The sequence below is a fragment of the Arthrobacter sp. P4_H3 genome (genome assembly GCF_056400885.1).
The window spans coordinates 97,439-117,293 of record NZ_JBFUKK010000005.1 but is presented as its reverse complement, the minus strand read 5'-3'; the positions used below and the strand labels follow the sequence as shown (position 1 = coordinate 117,293).

Annotated in this window: 14 protein-coding genes; 6 read left to right on the top strand and 8 right to left on the bottom strand. The window is 66.8% G+C overall.

The features are described from left to right. Positions 1-37: 37 nt before the first annotated feature. The 4 genes from AC1DRE_RS08655 to AC1DRE_RS08640 are packed head-to-tail and all read right to left on the bottom strand — an operon-like array spanning position 38 to position 3,867. Complete coding sequence (locus tag AC1DRE_RS08655; protein WP_476984243.1) at positions 38-664, bottom strand: Poxvirus protein I5; 627 nt, start codon at positions 662-664, stop codon at positions 38-40. A 6-nt stretch (positions 665-670) separates the two neighbouring features. Continuing rightward, positions 671-1,588, bottom strand: coding sequence for a carbohydrate ABC transporter permease (locus tag AC1DRE_RS08650; RefSeq protein WP_476984242.1), 918 nt, complete (start codon positions 1,586-1,588; stop codon positions 671-673). Beyond that, positions 1,585-2,538, bottom strand: coding sequence for a carbohydrate ABC transporter permease (locus AC1DRE_RS08645; protein WP_476984241.1), 954 nt, complete (start codon positions 2,536-2,538; stop codon positions 1,585-1,587). The genes AC1DRE_RS08650 and AC1DRE_RS08645 overlap by 4 nt, the downstream gene beginning before the upstream one ends. A gap of 45 nt (positions 2,539-2,583) precedes the next feature. Then, positions 2,584-3,867: an ABC transporter substrate-binding protein gene (locus AC1DRE_RS08640; protein WP_476984240.1), complete on the bottom strand. Its 1,284-nt coding sequence runs from the start codon at positions 3,865-3,867 to the stop codon at positions 2,584-2,586. 184 nt (positions 3,868-4,051) lie between these two features. On the opposite strand from AC1DRE_RS08640, the gene AC1DRE_RS08635 reads away from it, so the two are divergent. Together AC1DRE_RS08635 and AC1DRE_RS08630 are read left to right on the top strand one after the other, a co-directional pair. Further along, the gene (locus AC1DRE_RS08635) at positions 4,052-6,169 is read left to right on the top strand and encodes a beta-galactosidase (RefSeq protein ID WP_476984239.1); all 2,118 of its coding nucleotides are present in this window, start codon (positions 4,052-4,054) and stop codon (positions 6,167-6,169) included. Between the two features lie 95 nt (positions 6,170-6,264). Next, a complete protein-coding gene (locus AC1DRE_RS08630; protein ID WP_476984238.1) occupies positions 6,265-8,055 on the top strand; it encodes an HNH endonuclease signature motif containing protein in 1,791 nt (596 codons plus the stop codon). A 173-nt stretch (positions 8,056-8,228) separates the two neighbouring features. Here AC1DRE_RS08630 and AC1DRE_RS08625 read toward each other — a convergent pair whose 3' ends face one another. The 3 genes from AC1DRE_RS08625 to AC1DRE_RS08615 all read right to left on the bottom strand — a co-directional run bounded on the left by AC1DRE_RS08625 (position 8,229) and on the right by AC1DRE_RS08615 (position 11,769). Beyond that, entirely contained in the window at positions 8,229-9,587 is a 1,359-nt protein-coding gene (locus AC1DRE_RS08625) for an ABC transporter substrate-binding protein (protein ID WP_476984237.1), read from the bottom strand. 291 nt (positions 9,588-9,878) lie between these two features. Then, entirely contained in the window at positions 9,879-10,832 is a 954-nt protein-coding gene (locus AC1DRE_RS08620) for a carbohydrate ABC transporter permease (protein ID WP_476984236.1), read from the bottom strand. Then, entirely contained in the window at positions 10,825-11,769 is a 945-nt protein-coding gene (locus AC1DRE_RS08615; protein ID WP_104173348.1) for a carbohydrate ABC transporter permease, read from the bottom strand. The genes AC1DRE_RS08620 and AC1DRE_RS08615 overlap by 8 nt, the downstream gene beginning before the upstream one ends. A gap of 334 nt (positions 11,770-12,103) precedes the next feature. On the opposite strand from AC1DRE_RS08615, the gene AC1DRE_RS08610 reads away from it, so the two are divergent. The 4 genes from AC1DRE_RS08610 to AC1DRE_RS08595 all read left to right on the top strand — a co-directional run bounded on the left by AC1DRE_RS08610 (position 12,104) and on the right by AC1DRE_RS08595 (position 19,418). Next, positions 12,104-13,339: a dienelactone hydrolase family protein gene (locus AC1DRE_RS08610; RefSeq protein ID WP_476984235.1), complete on the top strand. Its 1,236-nt coding sequence runs from the start codon at positions 12,104-12,106 to the stop codon at positions 13,337-13,339. Next, positions 13,336-15,516: a DUF6807 family protein gene (locus tag AC1DRE_RS08605; RefSeq protein WP_476984234.1), complete on the top strand. Its 2,181-nt coding sequence runs from the start codon at positions 13,336-13,338 to the stop codon at positions 15,514-15,516. The genes AC1DRE_RS08610 and AC1DRE_RS08605 overlap by 4 nt, the downstream gene beginning before the upstream one ends. After that, the gene (locus tag AC1DRE_RS08600) at positions 15,513-16,646 is read left to right on the top strand and encodes a M24 family metallopeptidase (protein WP_476984233.1); all 1,134 of its coding nucleotides are present in this window, start codon (positions 15,513-15,515) and stop codon (positions 16,644-16,646) included. The genes AC1DRE_RS08605 and AC1DRE_RS08600 overlap by 4 nt, the downstream gene beginning before the upstream one ends. A gap of 372 nt (positions 16,647-17,018) precedes the next feature. Beyond that, positions 17,019-19,418, top strand: coding sequence for a solute carrier family 23 protein (locus tag AC1DRE_RS08595; RefSeq protein WP_476984232.1), 2,400 nt, complete (start codon positions 17,019-17,021; stop codon positions 19,416-19,418). A gap of 84 nt (positions 19,419-19,502) precedes the next feature. Here AC1DRE_RS08595 and AC1DRE_RS08590 read toward each other — a convergent pair whose 3' ends face one another. Further along, the gene (locus AC1DRE_RS08590; protein WP_476984231.1) at positions 19,503-19,781 is read right to left on the bottom strand and encodes a hypothetical protein; all 279 of its coding nucleotides are present in this window, start codon (positions 19,779-19,781) and stop codon (positions 19,503-19,505) included. Between the last annotated feature and the right edge of the window lie 74 nt (positions 19,782-19,855).

The following is a 19,855-nucleotide window of genomic DNA, read 5'->3' as shown; positions in this document are numbered from 1 at the left end:
GTGGACCTGCGGGGACGGTGTGTGGGCGCTGGTGATGCTACGCGCGCGCCGAGCGCATCTTGACGGCCGCCGAGGCCAGGATCAGGGTTCCGGGAACTACAACGAACAGGGCTGCCAGCATCCAGACGAACACCACTCCCGCGAAGAGGGCGGCGGCCAGCAGGAGGGAACCGGTCCAGTCGCGGAGCGAAATAGCCTTGGCGGCCTCAAGGGCTGCGGTCCAGGCGCCGCGTGGAGCCGCGCTGCCCGTAACGTCGGACCATGCCGCCGCGGTGCGCAGCAGCAGGATCGCTCCGGCAGCCCCAAGGATCAGGGTGGCGGACAGGACCACCCCCTGCCCGGGCAACTGCCCGACCATGGTGAGCAGGAGGTTCAGGGCAATCACGACGGCGGCTGCCGCCGTCGTGATTCCCAGCTTCCAGCTGCCCGGCAGCGCTGAGCGGAACGTGCCCCAGAGGGCACGCATGGAATCGTCCCGGCCGGAGAGGTGGCGCTCGAGGTGGGCGATGCCCGCGGCGTAGGCGGCGGGGATGGTGACCAGCGGAAGGGACAGCACCAGCACCAGCAATCCTGCCAGCAGGGTCTCGGAAAACAGCGCGAAGCGGTTGACCGGGATCCGGTCGTCGCGGCCTGACGCGGGTGTGGCGCGGTCCATGATGCTCATTTTCTATTAGCCCTTGAGGCCTTGGGTGGAGACGCCTTCAACGATGTAGCGCTGGAAGACGAGGAAGAAGATCAGCACCGGGAGCAGTGCCAGGACGGACATGGCGATCATGGCTCCATAGTCCGAGCTTTGGGTCTGGTCCACGAAGAGGCGCAGGGCCAGCGGGAGCGGGTACTTCTCCGGGGTGTTCAGGTAGAGCAGCGGGCCCAGGAAGTCGTTCCAGCTCCAGATGAAGGAGAAGATCGAGGTGGAGATCAGGGCGGGTTTCATCAGGGGCAGCATGATCGAGGTGAAGATCCGGACGTGGCCGGCGCCGTCGATGCGGGCCGCCTCGTCCAGTTCGGCCGGGAGGTTGCGCATGAACTGGACCATCAGGAACACGAAGAACGCGTCCGCGGCCAGGAACTTGCCGATCAGCAGCGGGATGTAGGTGTCCACGAGGCCCAGCTGCTGGAAGACGATGTACTGCGGAATGATCACCACATGGAACGGCAGGAGCAGGGTGGCGATCATCATCCCGAAGAGCACGCTGCGGCCCGGGAACTTGATCCGCGCGAAGGCGTACGCCGAGACGCTGGCCGAGAGGATGGTGCCCACCACGGCGCCGATGGCCAGGATCAGGGAGTTGGTGAAGAACTGCAGGGTGGACACCCCGCCGATCCCGTCCATGGCGGTGACGAAGTTATCGAAGCTGAAATTGCTGGACCACAGGGAAGTGTTGGCTCCGCCGATTTCGGAGTTCGGCTTGAAGGACGACGCGACCATCCACAATGCGGGGTAGAGGACCACGCCGGTCAGGGCAAGCGCCACGACGTGGAAGATGGCGCTCTTGATGCGTTTGGCCCCCGCGGACTCGGACTTCGGGTTGTACACGGGTGCCGGCGCCTGTGCTGCCGGTTTGGTGGGGGTTTCCATGGTTGTCATTTTGCGTCCCCGCTGTAGTGGACCCAGGACTTGGAGGTTTTGAAGAAGATCAGAGTGATGATGCCGACGACAATCACCAGGAGCCAGGCCATGGCCGAGGCGTAGCCCATCCGGAAGTCGGAGAAGCCGCGCAGGTACAGGTAGAGGGTGTAGAAGAGGGTGGAGCCGGCCGGGCCGCCTTCACCGTTGGAGATGATGTAGGCCGAGGCGAAGATCTGGAACGCGTGGATGGTTTCCATCAGCAGGTTGAAGAAGATCACCGGGGAGAGCATGGGCCAGGTGATGTTGAAGAACTTCCGCACCGGGCCGGCACCGTCCATGGACGCGGCTTCGTAGAGATCGGCCGGGATCTGTTTCAGGCCGGCCAGGAAGATCACCATCGGGGCGCCGAACTGCCAGACGGTCAGCAGGATCATCATCGGCATGGTCATGGACGGGTTGCCCACCCAGCCGCCGAGGTTGATGCCGAAGAAGGACAGGCCCTGGTCCACCGGACCGGAATCGCCGAACATGGCCTTCCAGACAATTGCGATGGAAACGGACGCGCCGATCAGGGACGGGGCATAGAACGCTGACCGGTAGAAGCCCTGGCCCTTGCGCGCACTGTTCAGCAGCATGGCCACGGCCAGGGCGGCGGCGAGCTTGAGCGGGGTACCAAAGACCACGTAGGACAGGGTCACGCCGACCGACCCCAGGAACCGCTCGTCCTGGAACAGGGTGGAGTAGTTGTCCAGCCCGATCCACTTGGGCGGATCGAAGAGGTTGTAGTTGGTGAAGGACAGGTAGAGCGAGGAAATCATCGGGCCCACTGTCAGGGCGATGAATCCCAGCAGCCAGGGCAGCAGGAAGGTGTAGCCGGCGCGGGCGTCCGCCCCCCGCTGCCGCGACTTGCGCGGCTGCGACGGAACGGAAGGCGTCGAACGCCTGCTCAGGGTTGGGCTTTGAGTCACGAGTTCAATCCGTCAGTTGTGAACGTCGGGCAGACAATACGCTGCTCAGGCGTTCTGCTTGATGAGGTCTTCGGCTTCCTTGAACCACGCATCCGCCGCGCCGTCCACGGTGAGTTTGCCGAAGTTCAGGTCCGAGCTGATGCGCTTGAAGGAGGCTTCCAGCGTGCCGAAACCGACGATGGGCGGCTCGGGGGCGTCCTTGAGATACTTTTCGATGGACTTCTCGTAATCGACTACCAGCTTGTCGGTGCCCTCGAAGGTGGTGCCGTCGCGCTGGGTCTTCGACGCCGGAACGCCGCGGGAGGTCTTGAAGATCTGGCCCACCTCGGGGTCGTTGACCATGAAGTCGATGAACCGGGCGGCGGCGTCCTTGAACTTGGTCTTGGCGCTGGCAACCATCAGCATGGAGGGCTTCAGGAACAGGCCCAGGTTGTCCTTGTCATCGGAGGGAACCGGAACGAGCTTGAGCTCCTTGGCACCGCTGTCCCCAAGGTAGGCGGCCATGAAGTTGTCCCAGGTGGATTCGGTGGCTGAGACGTTTGAGCCGAACGGCGACTTCGGGGCGAGCTGGGTGACGCGCTCTTCCGAAACGAGGGCAGGAGTGCCGCGGAGGGCCGCGGTCTGGTTCCACCATTTCTTCAGGTCGTCCTTGGTGAAGCCGAGCTTGCCGTCCTCGGTGAAGGCTTCGATGTTGTTCTGGCGCAGCCAGATGTTGAACATCCACCAGATGCCGGTGTAGTCCGTGCCGCCGAAGAGAGCGCCGTTGCTCTTTGCCCCGACCTCGGCCAGGAAGGCGTTGTATTCCTTGTAGGTCCAGGTGCCGTCCGGTTCCGCGACTCCGAGTGAGGCGAGTTTGGCCGGGTCGTAGTAGACGGCGAAGGCGTTGGTGCTGGTGGGGATGCCGTAGGTCTTGCCGCGGATCTGGCCGGAAGGCAGGAGGGACTTATCGAAGGCGTCCGTGTTGATCTTGACCGTACCGAGGTCCAGGAGCTGGTTCCGCTGGCCGTAGTCACGCAGGTAGGACAGGTCCCACTGCATCACGTCGGGAAGTCCGCCGCCGGCAGCTTCGGTGGCGCGCTTCTGCCAGTAGCCGGCGAAGTCGGTGAAGTTGCCGTTGACCTTAATGTCCGGGTTCTTCGATTCGAACAGGGCGATGGCCTTGCGGGTGCGCTCCGCGCGGTCGTCGTTGCCCCACCAGGTGTAGTTGATGGTGACGGGGTTCTCCGCCGAACCCGTCTGCGCGGGGGCCGGGGAACCACACGCCGCCAGCACGGCGGCAGATGCGGTGCCCAGTGCCACGGTGGTGAGGAAATTCCTTCTGTTGATCATTAGAGCCTCCTTGCTCGGTTGTGTAAGCGCGATTCTTTGTGATTCTCTACAACGAGAGTTAGTGACTTGGCTTACACACGCTTTCTGAAACGATACAATATCGTCATTCCCACATTTGGGCAAGCGTTTTCCAAACATCTGCTTTCTTGCCGGCACCATGCATCAGCAACGACGAAGGAGTCCCATGTCACCCCAGGAAAAACCACCTGCGCCCGCGGTGTGGACCAGCCTCGAGGGCATCGCCTACGGAGGCGACTACAACCCCGAACAGTGGCCGGTCAGTGTCCGAATGGAGGACTTGGAACTGATGAAGGAAGCCGGGGTGACCTTCCTCAGCGTGGGCATCTTCTCCTGGGGGCTGCTCGAGCCGTCCGAAGGTGAATATGACTTCGGCTGGCTGGACGATGTCCTGGACAACCTGGCGGCCGCAGGCATCAAGGTGGCCCTCGCGACCGCCACCGCCGCTCCCCCGGCCTGGCTCGTGCGCAAACACCCCGAAATCCTTCCGGTTACGGCTGACGGAACCGTGCTGGGGCCGGGCTCACGGCGGCACTACACGCCGTCGTCGGCCGTTTACCGGCGGTACGCCACCGGCATCACCCGGGTCCTGGCAGAGCGTTACAAGGACCACCCGGCACTGGCGTTGTGGCACGTGGACAACGAACTCGGCTGCCACGTTTCGGAGTTCTACGGCGACGAGGACGCGGCTGCCTTCCGCGCTTGGCTCGAACGGCGCTACGGGAGCATCGAAGCCCTGAACGCGGCATGGGGAACGGCCTTCTGGTCCCAGCACTACGCCTCCTTCGAGGAACTACTGCCGCCGCGCGTGGCGCCTTCCACGCTGAATCCGGGCCAGCAGCTGGACTTCCGGCGTTTCAATTCCTGGGCCCTGATGGACTACTACCGTGCCTTGCTCGAGGTGCTGCGGGAGGTGGCTCCGGGGGTGCCCGCCACCACCAACCTCATGGTTTCGAGCGCCACGAAGTCCATGGACTATTTCGACTGGGCCAAGGACCTGGACGTGATCGCCAACGACCACTATCTGGTGGCCGCCGATCCGGAGCGTCAGATCGAGCTCGCGTTCAGCGCGGACCTCACGCGCGGCGTTGCGGGCGGCGACCCGTGGATCCTAATGGAACACTCGACGTCGGCCGTCAATTGGCAGCCTCGCAACCAGCCCAAAATGCCGGGCGAAATGCTGCGCAATTCCCTGGCGCACGTGGCCCGCGGTGCCGACGCCGTGATGTTCTTCCAGTGGCGGCAGAGCTTCGCCGGCTCGGAGAAATTCCATTCCGCCATGGTCCCCCACGGCGGGCGCGACACCCGTGTCTGGCGCGAGGTGGTGGAGCTGGGTGCCGCCCTGAAGCGGCTGGCGCCCGTGCGCGGGTCGCGGGTTGAGTCCCGGGCGGCCATCGTGTTCGACTACGAGGCCTGGTGGGCCAGCGAAATCGATTCCCATCCGAGCCAGGACGTCAAATACCTGGACCTGATGCGGGCTTTCCACCGGTCGCTGTTCCTGCGCGGGATCGCGGCGGATTTTGTGCACCCTACCGCGTCTCTGGAAGGCTACGACCTGGTGCTCGTGTGCACCCTTTACAACGTCACGGATGCCGCCGCTGCCAACATCGCGTCGGCTGCGCGGGCCGGGGCCACCGTCCTGGTCAGCTACTTCAGCGGGATCGTCGACGAACGGGACCACATCCGGCTGGGCGGTTACCCTGGCGCGTTCCGTGGCCTGCTGGGCGTCACCGTGGAGGAATTCCATCCGCTGCTGGCTGGGTCGACGGTCAAGCTCAGCAACGGCCCCGGCGACGGGGCGGGCGACAGGCCCGGCGATAGGCCCGGCGACGGCCCCGGCGACGGCTGGGTGGGCTCGGTGTGGAGCGAGCACGTGCACGTGGCAGATGCTTCGGCGGACGCTTCCACGGGCGCCTCCACGGACGGGCCGGCCGAGGTCCTCACGACGTTCACTGAATATCCACTCGACGGCGTTCCCGCCCTGACCCGTCGCCCCGTGGGAACGGGTTCTGCCTGGTACCTGGCCACCTTCCCGGACCGGGACGGGATCGAAGCACTGGTGGACCGCCTGCTCGCCGAGTCCGGGGTTGCCGGAGTGACCGAAGCTGACCAGGGGGTCGAATTGACGCGCCGCCGCGACGCCGACGGCAGGAGCTTCGTGTTCGCCATCAACCACTCGCGCGCCGATGCCACGGTCCGCGTGGCAGGGGAAGAACTGCTGTCCGGCGGGCGGTTCGCAGGTACGGTTCCGGCCGGCGGCGTGGCGGTGATCGCGGAGGACTAGGACGACGGGTCGGCCAGGACCGGACGCCTGGCCGCCCCGACCGATCTCATGACGTTGGCCGTAAAAATGTCTGCCCCCTTTGGCAGACTTATCCCATGGAAGCCATGGGGGATCTTGCAGCAGGAGGGACGCTGCGCTGGGCCAAGCTGCCCGCTGATGCTTCTGCTGTTCGGCTTCTTGGTGTTCAAACCCCTCCGGCGGTGCGGGGCCGCGGCCTGCGCAACGTGCCCGCTGGGCCCCAGCATCCGGCCGGCGTAGCGTCCGACGGCGGCGGGTCAGGTGATCTGTCGCGGTGCCTTGAGCTGCTCAAGACCTTGGGCTCGACGGCGGTTGACGACGCGGCGCTGCTGAGCTTCCGCGAGGCCGCTGACTTCGCCGACCAGGTCGAGGAAATCTCCAAGGCCGCTGAGTACTTGCAGATCGTCGCGGCCGGCGCAGTGGAGCGAACCCGGCGCCAGGCCGCAGTAGCCGCGCGGTCAGCGGCCGTCGGCTGGGTGACGGGCTGGGGCGCCGAAACTGCTGTCGCCTCCCAAGCTCCACGTCCAGCCGAATCTGACCCGGCTGATGACGGGTCCAGGAATGCCACCGAGTTCCTCCGCGCCAGGCTCCGGATCAGCGCCGCCGAAGCCCGGCGACGGCTCAGTCTCGCATCCGCGCTCCTGCCCCGAACGGGCTTCACAGGCCACACCGAGCCTCCGGAGCGGCCCGAACTCGCCGCCGCCGTCGCCGCCGGGACCGTCGCGTCCCGGCCCGCGACCATCACCACGATGGCTTTGGACCGGGTCCGGCACCACGCGACCGGGGAGACCACGGCCCGGATGGAACACGCCCTGACCCGGGTCGCCCGCCGCTGGACCGACGCGATCGACCAGGACGGGTCCGAACCGTCCGAGGAAGAACTGCGCCGCCGCCAGGGTGTGTTCCTCCGGCAGGCCCGCCGCGGCCTGCAGCACATCGAAATCTTCGCCACCCCGGACCAATGCGAACCCCTCCTGACCGTCATGAACACCGCCACCAACCCCCGGACCGGGGCGGATAGTACTGGGGGCAACAGCGCGGACGTCGGCCCCGGGGACAGCGCAGACAGCACTGGTGACGGAGCCGGGGACAGCGGCGACGGGACCAGCGGCGCACCTGATGCCGACCTGGACCGGCGGACCCGGCAGCAGCGGCTCCTGGACGGCCTCGTCAGTGCCTGCAAAACAGCCCTCACCACCGGAACCCTCCCGGCCACGGGAGGACTCCGCCCGCAGGTCATGGTTACCATCGACTACCGCGACCTCCTGGACCGGCTCGAACACACCGCCGCCCAGGGACCCCGCCACCGCACCCGGACCGCGGCCACGGGCACGGCCGCTGGCACTGGCGCCGGCACTGCTGGGCCGGCCGGACCCTGGGACACGGACCACGGCAGCGAGACCGCCCTCAGCCCCGGAAGCACCGCCAGGTTGCCCGGCACCGGCACCGGCACCGGCTCGTTCACGTTCACCGGCCCGGTCCCGGCGTCCACGGTCCGGAAAATCGCCTGCGACGCCGACATCATCCCCGTCCTCCTCGGCAGCGAAGGACGCATCCTGGACATCGGCCGCACCACCCGGATCTTCCCGCCCCACATCCGCAAAGCCATCACCGCCCGCGACCAAGGCTGCGCCTTCCCCGGCTGCACCATCCCCGCCCCCTGGTGCGAAGCCCACCACATCACCTATTGGTCACACGGCGGACCCACCGGCACAGACAACGGAACCCTGCTCTGCAGCCATCACCACCATTTGATCCACAAGGAACAGTGGCACATCCAGGTCAAAACCGGCATCCCCTGGTTCATCCCGCCACCCCACATCGACCCACGCCAACGGCCACAACAGAACAACTACTTCCGATGCTGAACAACGCCTCATGAAACCAGCGGCGGCACGTAATTTTCAGTGCGCAGGGGAGTGCGCACAAGGTGTGCTCCGACGCAGAGGCGCCCTCATCGGATTGCTTGGGATCCGATGAGGGCACCTTCTGGAGCCAGCGCCGGCGGAGTGGCCGGGCCGTCCAGCTCCTACATGATTAGCTAGCTGATGGCCGACTTCATTTCATCAACGGCTTTCTTGCCGGCTTCCTCGGTGGACAGCCGGTCGAAGAGCACCTCCGAGGTGTAGCGCTTGATGATCTCCTGGATGGCACCAGCGCCCTTCGGCGGCGGGGCCGGAGCCTCGCCGAGTTCGCCCTTGATCTGGTCGATGAACTTGACCACCTTGATGTCGGCGGGGGTCAGTTTGGGCTCGATTGCTGCCCGGACATCGGAGTTGGGGTACACACCGCGATCGGCCAGGAGCGCTTCGCCGGCCTTGGTGTTGTTGGCTAGGAAGTCGATGAACTTGGCGGTTTCTTCAGGATGCTTGGTGCGGGAAGACGCGGACCAGAACTGGGAAGCCTTGTACCAAAGATTGGCGTCGGCCGAGCTACCGGTCTTGGACGGGAACCGCAGGATCTGCAGCTCGCCGCCGGCAGCCTTCTCCAGGGCCGGCAACTGGTTGGACCACCAGAAGGCGAGCCCGTTCTTGCCCGTGGCCAGGCCGCTCTGATCCAGCGGTGCAGCCTCGGCCTCAACCACCTCGGAGGCAGTAGGCACGGCCTTCTTCTGGCTGAGCTCCTTCAGGAATCCCCACCACTCGGCGATGTCGTTCGGCTCGAAGCCGAGCTTCCCGTCACTGGTGTACAGCGACTTGCCGTTCTGCCGAAGCCAAACACCGAGCGAGGCTTCGTCGGTGCCATAGGCGGCGGCGCCGTACGTACCCTTCGGCGACTTCGCCGTGACCTCGGCGGCGATGCGTTCGAAGTCCTCCCACGTCCACGTGCTGTCATCAGGCATCTCCACGCCTGCAGCCTTGAAGACGGCCGGGTTGGCCAGGATGGTGGCCGCGTTGATTCCGGCGGCAATGCCGGTCAGACCGTCCTCGTTCTTGCCGGCATTGAGGGCGGCTTCATCAAACTTGGACGTGTCGATGTCGTACTTGGAAAGATCCAGCAGGGCGCCGCGGCTGGAGTACTCCGTGATGTACTTTTCGTCCATCTGGATGATGTCCGGGGCGTCGTTGGCCGCAACCTGGGTGGCCAGCTTGTCCCAGTAGCCGCTCCAGTCACCGAACTCGGGCTTGATCTTGATGTTAGGATTCTCGGCTTCGAAGGCAGCAATCGCGGCCTGTGTCAGCTGTGCGCGCTTGTCGCCTCCCCACCAGGAGAAGCGGAGTTCAACTTTGCCGTCGGCACTCTGCGGAGCGGCTCCCCCACCGCAGGCACTGAGGGCCAGGACGACGGCGGCAGCTGCGGCGACCGCGCCGGTTCGGCGCAGCCCCCGCCGGGACTGGGCGGACTTTTCCCCTGCTGCGCCACGACTGGCGGCTGAGGCAGGGCGGGAAAATAGCGGCACTGGGTTCTCCGATCTTCTTTGATCTTGAAAGCTGATGGGGTTCGAAAACTGAATGACTTGAAAGCAGGCGAGAAAACGCTTTCTCATACCTGAGAATACAAGCAAGGCACTTGTAATACAAGACGTTTCACCTGCCAATTTGGGCACCTGGCCCAAGGGGCTGGGGCGGAGGGGCACCAAACACCCGTCCGCCCCAGGAACTGCCAGGAACTACTAGGAACTACTGCCGAACGGTCAGGCACCCGACCCGGAACTGTGTAGCCCGGCCCGCCCGCCGCGGAGCAGCGCTGCCTATTTGATGCCCGTGGTGGCGATTCCCTTGATGAGGAAGCGCTGGCCGAAAAGGAACACGAGGAACACGGGCAGCAGGGACACGATGGACATCGCGAAGAGCGAGCCCCAGCTTGTCGCGGACTGCGAGTCCACAAACGCCCGCAGCGCCACCGGGACGGTGAACATCTCGGGATCCGTCAGGTAGATCAGGGCTCCGAAGAAGTCGTTCCAGGTCCAGATGAACGTGAAGATGGTGGTGGTGGCCAGGGCCGGGACCATCAGCGGCAGGATGACCTGCAGGAAGATGCGCGGGTGGCCGGCGCCGTCGATCCGGGCGGCTTCATCCAGTTCCTTCGGAATGCCGCGGATGAACTGCACCATGAGGAACACGAAGAACGCGTCCGTTGCCAGGAGCTTGGGCACAATCAGCGGCCAGAAGGTGTTCACCCAGCCGATCTGCGAGAACAGGATGTACTGCGGCACGATGATCACGTGGAACGGCAGCATGATGGTCAGCAGCATGATGCCGAAGAACAGCTTCTTGCCGCTGAACTGCAGCCGGGCGAAGGCGTAGGCGGCCATGGAGCAGGAGATCAGGTTGCCCAGGATGGAGCCGATCACCACCACCGCGGAGTTGAGCATGTAGTGCCCGAAGGGGTGGGTCAACGCGGACCAGCCGTCGACATAGTTGCCCATCTCCAGGCTGTTCAGCCAGAGCCCGGGTTCGCGGAAGATCAGGTCGTTGGGCCGCAGCGATGAAACCACCATCCACAGCAGCGGGTAGATCATGACGCCGCCGGCAATGATCAGCACGGCATGCTTGGCCAACGCCTTGATCCGCGCGCCGCGGCTGAAGGCCAGTGATCCCCGGGATTCGCGTTTCCTGCTGCCGCCCCTGGGGCTCTTGCCCCTCGTTTTCCCTTCGGAGGACGGCAGTTTCTCCGGAGCCGGCAAGGTCTTTAGTTCAGTCATCGTAGAACACCCAATACTTTGAAGCGATGAAGTTGATGGCCGTGAAAGCGCCGATGATCACCAACAGGAACCAGGCCATCGCCGAGGCGTACCCCATGTCGAACTGGCCGAATCCCTTCTGGTAGAGGTAAAGCGTGAAGAACATCGTGGAGTCGGACGGTCCGCCGTTGCCTCCCGAGACGATGAACGCCTGGGTGAAGGACTGGAAGGAGCCGATGATCTGCAGGACGAGGTTGAAGAAGATGATCGGGCTCAGCATCGGCAGGGTGATCCGCCAGAACTTCTGCAGGGTAGTGGCTCCGTCAACCTCGGCAGCCTCGTAATACATGTTGGGAATCTGGCGCAGGCCCGCAAGGAAGATGATCATGGGGCTGCCGAACGTCCAGACGTGGAGCAGGATGATGGAGCCGAGCGAGGTGGACGGGTCCGAGATCCAGCCCGGTCCGGTGACCCCGAACATGGCCAGCACCTGGTTCACCAGGCCGGAGGTTCCGAAGATCTGCTTCCAGAGGATGGCGACGGCCACCGAACCGCCGAGCAGGGACGGCAAGTAGAAGATGGACCGGTAGAACGGCAGGCCGCGGAGGCCTTTGTCCAGCACCAGCGCAATCAGCAGCGCGACGGCCAGCTGCATCGGAACCCCGACCAGCACGTACGTGAAGGTCACCCGGAGTGAATTGTGCAGCCGTGCATCGCCCAGCATGCGGGTGAAGTTATCCAGCCCCACCCATTCCGGCGGCTGCAGCAGGTTGTAGTCCGTGAAGGACAGGTAGAGGGACATGATCATGGGGCCAACGGTGATGGCCACGAGACCGATCAACCATGGCAACAGGAAGATGTAGGCCGCCTTGTTGTCGCGGCGGTTAGCGCGTTTCTCCTCGGGAGTGGCCGGACCTTTGCGCCGGCCTATGGAGGACAGTTCGCTGATGGCGCTCATTGCGTCCCCCTCGGCTGACGGGCGCCTGCCGGCGTCCCCGGGTAATGCTGTGCGGCCATGTGGTCTCCTTTGGTCATCGTGGCCTTCCACGGCGTGCTGGTGTGACGTGCTCTAGCCGTCCCGGGCCGTGCCAAACAGTTCCGGCACCCCCCGCCTGCCTGGCTTCCGGAGTGACCGGGCCAACAGCGGCTTTGTACCAAAGTAAACGCTTTCTTGACCGCTGTACAGCCTTTTGCTAATTTTTGAGAAAGCGTTTTCTGAAATTCGGCCACTTCCGGATCAGAGCAGCTGCGAGAGGCAGGACAACGATGTTTTCACCCGGCAGGACGCGCCGATGAATCCGGGCACCAAGGATACTGCACCGCGGCCCAGCGCCATTGGCGGTTACGAGGACTGGCCTTCCTACCTGCGCTCACACCCGCGCCACATCGCGGAGACTCCCGCGGGGCAGGAGCTGGCAGACGCCCTCGGCGTCCCGTCCGCTCCGGCGAACTCCGGCGCTGCGATTGAGGCGCCTGTGCCAGGGCCAGTTGTACTGGAGTCAGTTGCCTTCGAGTCGGAGGAGACGCACGACGGCGTCACTACTTCACGGGTCAGCTGGCAGTTGGGTTTCGGTCCCCGTACCCGTGCCTGGTTCCTGCGCCCGGCCGGCGCGTCCGGCCCGTTGCCGGGAGTCCTGGCCCTCCACTGCCATGCCGGCATCAAGTCCGGCGGCGCGGACCGCCTCGTGGATCCGAACCTCGTGGGTCCGTGCTCCGTCAATCGCGGCCTGCAAACGTCGGCGCTCCAGCAGAAGCTCTACGGCGGCCGCCCCTTTGCCACCTGGCTGGCATCCCGGGGCTTCGCGGTCCTGGCCCACGACGCCTTCTCCTGGGGCAGCCGCCGCTTCGACCTGGACACGCCCCCGTGGCGGACAGCCGCCGTCGTCGAGGGCCGCAAGGCACTCTGGCGGGAGGCCGGCGTCGTACCTTCCGAAGCGGACCTCTACGACGCCGCCGCGGCGGCGCACGAGGACACCGTTGCGAAAGCAGCCGGCCTCCTGGGCACGAGCTTCGCCGGAATGGTGGCGCACGACGACCTCGCGGCCCTCCACGTCCTTGCGGGACTTCCGGGCGTGGACGCCGGCCGGCTGGGCAGCATCGGTTTCTCCGGAGGAGGCGGCCGGTCGCTGATGCTCGCCGCTCTCTGCCCGCTCGTCCGCAGTTTCGTGATCACGTGCATGATGACCACGTACCGCGCGCTGGTCCCGTCGTACCTGGATGCCCACTCCTGGCTCCTCCAGACCCCCGGCCTATCGCGGCTGGGCGACTATCCCGAGCTCGCGGCGCGCTCCACGGCGGACCGTTTCCTGGTGCAGTACGCGTCCGCCGACGAGCTGTTCCCTGCGAACGGAATGCGCGACGCCGATGCCCTGTTGGGCGCGCAGCATGCGTCCGGCCGCTACACCGGCAGCTTCTGGCCGGGCGGGCACGCCTTCACCACGGACATGCAGGAGGAAGCGGCGGGCTTCCTCCTCGAATCCCTTTCCCCAGCTCACCGGGTCTTCGCCCGCCAGAACGGACACTCATGACAGCCGACATCTTCAGCACCGCCGCGACCAGCCAGCGGCCGGGGCCATCAACCGGGGCCCCGGATTCCGCCCTTCCACCGCGGGTCGCGCTCGTGGGCGCCCACGGCTACGGGGCCCGCCATCTGGACAACCTCGCCCGGCTCGCCGCGCTCAACCTCGTGGAGCTCGTCTCAGTGGCGGACCCCCGGCCGCCGGCGGAGGGCACCCTCCCTGACGGCGTGGCAACGTTCCCGTCCCTGGAGGAGCTCCTGGCCGCCGGGCCGGCGCCGGACGTCGTCATCCTGGCCACCCCCATCCAGACGCACGCGCCGCTGGCGCTGGCTGCGCTCGCCGCCGGGGCTGACGTCTATGTTGAGAAACCGCCCATGGCGTCGCTGGCCCAGTTCGACACCGTGCTCGCCGCCGCCCGGCAGGCAGGGCGGCTGATCCAGGTGGGCTTCCAAAGCCTCGGCTCCCATGCCCTGCCCGCCCTGGACCGGCTCGTGGCGTCCGGTGAAATCGGCGAGGTCCGCGGTGTCAGCGCCATCGGCACCTGGGTGCGCACCAAGGGATACTTCAAACGCTCGCGCTGGGCGGGCAAACGCAGCCTGGACGGGACCGACGTCGTGGACGGTGTCGCCACCAATGCACTGGCGCATGCCGTGGCCACCGGGCTGCGGATCGCCGGTGCGGCGCTGGCCGCCGACGTCGTGTCCGTTGAAACGGACCTGTACCGGGCCAACGCGACCGAAAGCGACGACACGTCGGTGATCCGCGTGCGGACTGCCGGCGGCACCGTGCTGCTGTGCGCCCTGACGCTCTGCGCCGACGAACAGACCGCGCCGTCGGTCACGGTCCACGGCACGCTCGGGCGGGCTGAGTTCTTCTACACCGAGGACCGGCTGGCGGTCACCACGCCCGACGGCGGGCGCACCGAGGTGTTCGGCCGCACCGACCTGCTCGAAAACCTGCTCGCTGCCCGCCGGTCCCCCGGTCCGGAACACGGACTGCTGAGTCCGCTGGCCGGCAACGGGGCCTTCATGAGGGTGCTGGAAGCCATCCGGACGGCCGAGCCGCCGCGCGCGATCGGCGCCGGGCACGTGACCTGGGAAGGCGGGGGCGACGACGCCCATCCCGTGGTCGCCGGCATCCGCCAGCTGGTGCGCCGGGCCGCGGCGGCGCAGGCCACGTTCGCGGAGCTCGGCGTGTCCTGGGCATGTGACCTGACCCGTGAGCTGCCCCGTGGACTGCCCCAGGACCTGCCCGGGGCCGGGGCAGCAGCTGGCGGTACGTCGGCTGCCGGCGCCCAAGCTCCGTTCACGGTGAACGGGACAGTGGTGGCGCGGCCGGCAGACAGCAGCCGGATAGCACCAACGTCATCGCCGCGGCCGTACCTCCATCCGGTCAGCACCCTGGCCGGCACTGTGGTGACGGACCACCTGCCCGAGGACCATGTGTGGCACCTCGGCGCGGGGGTGGCCATCCAGGACGTGGACGGCGTCAATTTCTGGGGCGGACGCACGTACACCCGCGACGCCGGCGCCTACGTCTGGCGGAAGGACCACGGCCGGATCGTCACGCTCGCTGTGGAACACGAGGGCAGTTCGCGGACCGAAACCCTGGGCTGGCTGGCACCGGACGGGTCTCCCCTCCTCAATGAACGGCGGACCTGGAGCTGGGCCGCCGTCGATGCCTCCACATGGCGGCTCACCCTCGACTTCGAACTCACCCCCTCCGGCCCGGGCCCGGTCAAACTCGGCAGCCCGGGCTCGAACGGCCGGCCGCAGGGCGGCTACGGCGGCTTCTTCTGGCGCCTGCCCGCCGTCGGCGGGGCTGCGGTGTGGACCGCGTCAGCGGACGGGGAGGACGCCGTGCACGGCACGGCCCCCTCCCCGGCAGCGCCCTGGCTGGCCTGGTCCGGAACCTTCAGGAGCGGAGAGTCCGACGGCGGCCCGGCAACTTTGGTCTTCCTGCCCCGTGCCTGCCTGCCCGGCGCCGGCGCAGGGCAGCCCCGCGATCCCTGGTTCGTCCGCGCGGCCGCGTATCCCGGCGTCGGGCTGTCCCTGGCGTGGGAGCAGGCAGCAACGGCCAGCCACGCCAGCCCGCTTCATCGAACCGTCACGGTCCTGGTGGCCGACGGCCTCCTGTCCACCGGCGATATCGAACAGCTCATCACTACATTGGGGGAAACCACATGAATACCGCTACCCAGCAGACACAGCAGGATCCGGGCGGCACCAACGCCGCAGCAGCGGAAGGAGCCGCACCGGGCAACCCGGCCGACCGCGCCGTGAAACGCCGGCGCGTCCTGGACATCCTGGATGCCGCGGGCGCGGATTCGCTCCTGCTCACCACCAACACGGCACTGACCTGGTACCTGGACGGGAGCCGGGTCCACATCAGCCTCGCCGGCGACCCCATCGCGGCCATGCTGGTTGACCGCGACGGCGACCAGCTGGTCACGTTCAACAACGAGGCAGCCCGGATCGCCGCGGAGGAGCTGCCCGACGGCGTCGCCCTCCATACTCTGCCCTGGCACGGACAGCTGCATGCCGCCGCAGCAATGCTCGCCCCCGGCGGGAACCCGCTGGCAGAAGCCGATGTCGCCGCCGAGCTGAGGGCTGCCCGCCAGGAATTCCTGCCGGGCGAAAGTGCCCGGTACGCCAGGCTCTGCGCCGAGGCGGCTGCTGCGATGACCGACGTCCTGGCCGGGGCCACGCCGGAGACTACGGAGTTCGGTGTGGCCTCGGCCCTGGCCGCACGGATCGTGGCGATGGGAGCCGAGCCGTTGGTCCTTCTCTGCAACGGCGCCGGCCGCAGCGAGTTCCGGCATCCGCTGCCGACCCACGCCCCGCTCGGACGGCGGGCCATGGCCGTGGTGTGTGCGCGCCGCAACGGGCTGGTGGCCAACGTGACCCGCTGGGTGCGGTTCGACGCCGGGACGCCGGCGGAACGCGACGCCGAAGCCCGGATTGCCGCCGTGGAGGCGGACATCTTTGACGCCACGGTTCCCGGTGCCCGGCTGGACGGCATCTTCGCGGAAATCCAGGAAGCGTACTCCCGGCACGGCTTCGGCGCAGGCCAGTGGACCCTCCACCACCAGGGCGGCCCGGCCGGCTATGCAGGCCGCGATCCCCGGGCCACGCCCGCCACCGACGACACTGTGGTCCGCAACCAGACGTTCACCTGGAACCCTTCGGGGCCGGGGGTGAAGATCGAGGACACAGTGCAGCTGACGGAGTCCGGCATCACCGCTCTCACGGTGGATCCGCGCTGGCCGACCGCCGTCGTGAACGGCATCGCCCGGCCGCTGACGCTGCAGCTGTGAGCGCTCGCTTCCCAGCACCCGCACAGCATCGCACAGGGTCAAACTCCTGCCGCAATACGGAGTCACTGGTATAGACCGGTAGGTGCTTCCGGGAGGAATCCACAGAAAGTTTTCCGCCTTGGACGCCGATTCGATGCCCCATCGATTGGATTTGACTTGAAACCCGAGTCTGATTCGGTGGGGCCGCGCACGGCTCCCGGCCATGGGGAAATTGATGGCACCGCGTTCCCTTGCAGCCGGTTTGTTGAGCCTCCGTTACGTTGCCTGGAGCTGGTTTTTCGCGTGTTTTATCTCACCATCAGTTCCCTTGCGGGCTGAACCGGGGCGTCAATAGCGTGGCACGGGACCGCGACGTACCAGCGAAGGACAGCAATGCCATCAGCACCCGCCAAGACGGACCCGCCTGCACCGACTGACCAGAAGCCTGCCGAACAGGAGCCTGCGAGTGTCCGGCAAGGCATGCCTGCACCGCCCGGCCCCAAGAGCTTCCGGACGTTCCTGACTGCGGGACTCCGTTGGGACCTGCCGGCATCACTGGTGGTGTTCCTGGTGGCGGTCCCGCTTTCGCTTGGTATTGCTGCCGCTTCCGGCGCGCCGGTCATGGCCGGCCTGATTGCGGCTGCCGTGGGCGGGATCGTCGCCGGCAGCCTTGGCGGTTCACCGCTGCAGGTCAGCGGGCCAGCCGCCGGCCTGACGGTCATCGTTGCCGGCCTGATCGAACAGTTCGGCTGGCCGGCCACCTGCGCCATCACCGCAGCGGCCGGCGTGCTCCAGGCGCTGCTTGGCCTGGCAAGGGTAGGCCGCGTGGCGCTGGCCATCGCACCGGTTGTGGTTCATGCCATGCTCGCCGGCATCGGCATCACCATCGTGCTGCAGCAGCTGCACGTGATGCTCGGCGCCGAGTCTGCCAGTGAGGCCTGGGAGAACATCATGACCATGCCGGGCAGCATTTTCGCCGCGGATATCGCCGCAGCCGTCCTGGGCGCCCTTGTCATTGCGCTGCTGGTGGGATGGAAGCACCTCCCCGCCGCTGTCCGCAAGGTTCCCGCGCCCCTCGTTGCAGTCATCGCCGCCACCACTCTCTCCCTGCCCTTCAACGTGGACCGGATCAGCTTCGACGGTTCCCTGCTCGGCGCCCTGTCGTTTCCGGAGCTCCCTGACGGGAACTGGACTGCGGTTGTCATTGGCGTGGTGACTGTCGCGCTGATTGCCAGCGTGGAGTCCCTGCTGTCCGCCGTCGCCGTGGACAAGATGCACCACGGCCAGCGGACCAATTTCAACCGCGAGCTCGTGGGCCAGGGCGCAGCCAACATGACCTCCGGGATGTTGGGAGGACTGCCCATCACCGGCGTCATCGTCCGGAGCGCCACCAACGTCGAGTCAGGCGCCCGCACCCGGAAATCGGCCATTCTCCACGGCGTCTGGGTGCTGGTGTTCTCGCTGCTGCTGGCCGGTCTGATCCAGCTCATTCCCCAGGCAGTACTGGCCGGGTTGCTGATTGTCATCGGCTCCCGACTGGTCCGGACAGCGGATATCCGGACAGCCCGGCGCACGGGAGACCTGACCGTCTACGGTGTGACGCTGTTCTGCGTGGTGTTCGTCAACCTGCTCGCCGGGGTCCTGACCGGTCTGGTCCTTGCCATAGCCCTGGTTGTCTGGCGTGTGGCGCGGGCCAGCATCCATGCGGAGCACGTCGGGACCGACGGCGGGAACCGCTGGCGCGTGGTCATTGACGGATCGTGCAGCTTCCTCTCGCTCCCGCGCTTGAGCGCCGTGCTGGCCTCGGTCCCGGCCGGCGCGCACGTCACGGTTGAACTGGAGGTGGATTTCCTCGACCATCCCGTCCACGACACCATTGAATCCTGGCGCAACAGGCATGTGGGCAACGGCGGCACGGTGGTCATCGAGGAAAGCGGCACAGCCACGCTGCACGACGCCCAGGCCGGTCCGCCGAGCCGCGGCAGCTCCCGTTCTGCCCTTCGGAGCGGATTCGCCCCGTGGCGAAGCTGGCAGCGTCGCCTCCTGCCGGGACACACGGCCGCTGGCCCCGAAGTACCCGCGCCGCTGCGCTCGGTGCTCACCGGGGTGGATAACTACCACCGGCGGAACGCCCACCTGGTGCGTCCGCACGTGCAGGAGCTGTCATCCTTCCAGGACCCGGGCACCCTGTTCGTTGCCTGCTCGGATTCCCGCGTGGTGCCGAACCTGATCACCAGCAGCGGCCCCGGCGACCTCTTCACCGTCCGGAACGTGGGCAACGTGGTGGGCGACACCGGCCGCGACGCATCCATTGAGGCGGCCCTGGAATTTGCCCTCAGCGAGCTGTCCGTGGAGTCGATCGTGGTCTGCGGGCACTCCGGCTGCGGTGCCATGACGGCGCTGTGGGCCGATCCGGACAGTGCCGGCGCCGCGGCTGCCTCCGATGGTGGTGCTGCGCCCGATTCCGGCGCGGCACCCGGGACAGCCGCAGGGACGCGGGGCGCCATCGACGTCTGGCTCGACCACGCACGGCCAAGCCTGGCCGCGTTCCGCGACGGGCATCCGGTCCAAGCGGCGGCAGCCGATGCGGGATACGGTGCCGTCGACCAGTTGGCGATGGTGAACGTAGCAGTCCAGCTGGACAGGCTCGGGCGCCACCCCGGCCTCCAGGAAGACTTGCAGGCCGAACGGGTGCACGTGGTGGGTCTCTTCTATGACATCGCCACGGCGCGGGTCCTGCAGATCACGCCGGACGGCATCAGCCACCTCGACCCCGCCGCGCTCAAGCACTAGGGAGTCACCCGCCCGGTGGTCACCCGCAGTGCGGAGCCGCTCAGTGGCCCTTCTCCTCGGCCTGTCGCAGCCTCACGGCACGCCTCAGGCCGAGGAGAACCACACGACGTGCGGTTCCCGTCGGGACGCCCTCGTAACGGGGGCCAGTTCCGCGCGGACCGCCCGCTCAGTCCGGGCGGCTTCAACGCGGGCCGTCTCAGCCCGCACAGTGTCAGTCCGGACATTCTCCGTCCGTACGGCCTCGGCCGGGATGATCTTTTCCACCCTGACGATCTCCAGGGCCTCCACGTCCAGCAGCTTGCGTGCCCCCGTCCGTGAGTCCACGATCCAGAACAGGTCCATGGACGGAATCGTCTCTGTCACGCGTCCCCGGTGGAACAGCCGGCCCTTGTGCCAGGCCTCGATTTCCTCCCCGGCCTGCAACTCCGAACATGTCC

What these genes read in the sequence shown, in the direction of transcription:
- AC1DRE_RS08635 (WP_476984239.1), top strand. Translation starts at nt 4,052, where the DNA reads ATGTCACCCCAGGAAAAACCACCTGCGCCCGCGGTGTGGACCAGCCTC.
- AC1DRE_RS08620 (WP_476984236.1), bottom strand. Translation starts at nt 10,832, where the DNA reads ATGACTGAACTAAAGACCTTGCCGGCTCCGGAGAAACTGCCGTCCTCC.
- AC1DRE_RS08605 (WP_476984234.1), top strand. Translation starts at nt 13,336, where the DNA reads ATGACAGCCGACATCTTCAGCACCGCCGCGACCAGCCAGCGGCCGGGG.
- AC1DRE_RS08630 (WP_476984238.1), top strand. Translation starts at nt 6,265, where the DNA reads ATGGAAGCCATGGGGGATCTTGCAGCAGGAGGGACGCTGCGCTGGGCC.
- AC1DRE_RS08640 (WP_476984240.1), bottom strand. Translation starts at nt 3,867, where the DNA reads ATGATCAACAGAAGGAATTTCCTCACCACCGTGGCACTGGGCACCGCA.
- AC1DRE_RS08655 (WP_476984243.1), bottom strand. Translation starts at nt 664, where the DNA reads ATGAGCATCATGGACCGCGCCACACCCGCGTCAGGCCGCGACGACCGG.
- AC1DRE_RS08650 (WP_476984242.1), bottom strand. Translation starts at nt 1,588, where the DNA reads ATGACAACCATGGAAACCCCCACCAAACCGGCAGCACAGGCGCCGGCA.
- AC1DRE_RS08615 (WP_104173348.1), bottom strand. Translation starts at nt 11,769, where the DNA reads ATGAGCGCCATCAGCGAACTGTCCTCCATAGGCCGGCGCAAAGGTCCG.
- AC1DRE_RS08595 (WP_476984232.1), top strand. Translation starts at nt 17,019, where the DNA reads ATGCCATCAGCACCCGCCAAGACGGACCCGCCTGCACCGACTGACCAG.
- AC1DRE_RS08610 (WP_476984235.1), top strand. Translation starts at nt 12,104, where the DNA reads ATGAATCCGGGCACCAAGGATACTGCACCGCGGCCCAGCGCCATTGGC.
- AC1DRE_RS08600 (WP_476984233.1), top strand. Translation starts at nt 15,513, where the DNA reads ATGAATACCGCTACCCAGCAGACACAGCAGGATCCGGGCGGCACCAAC.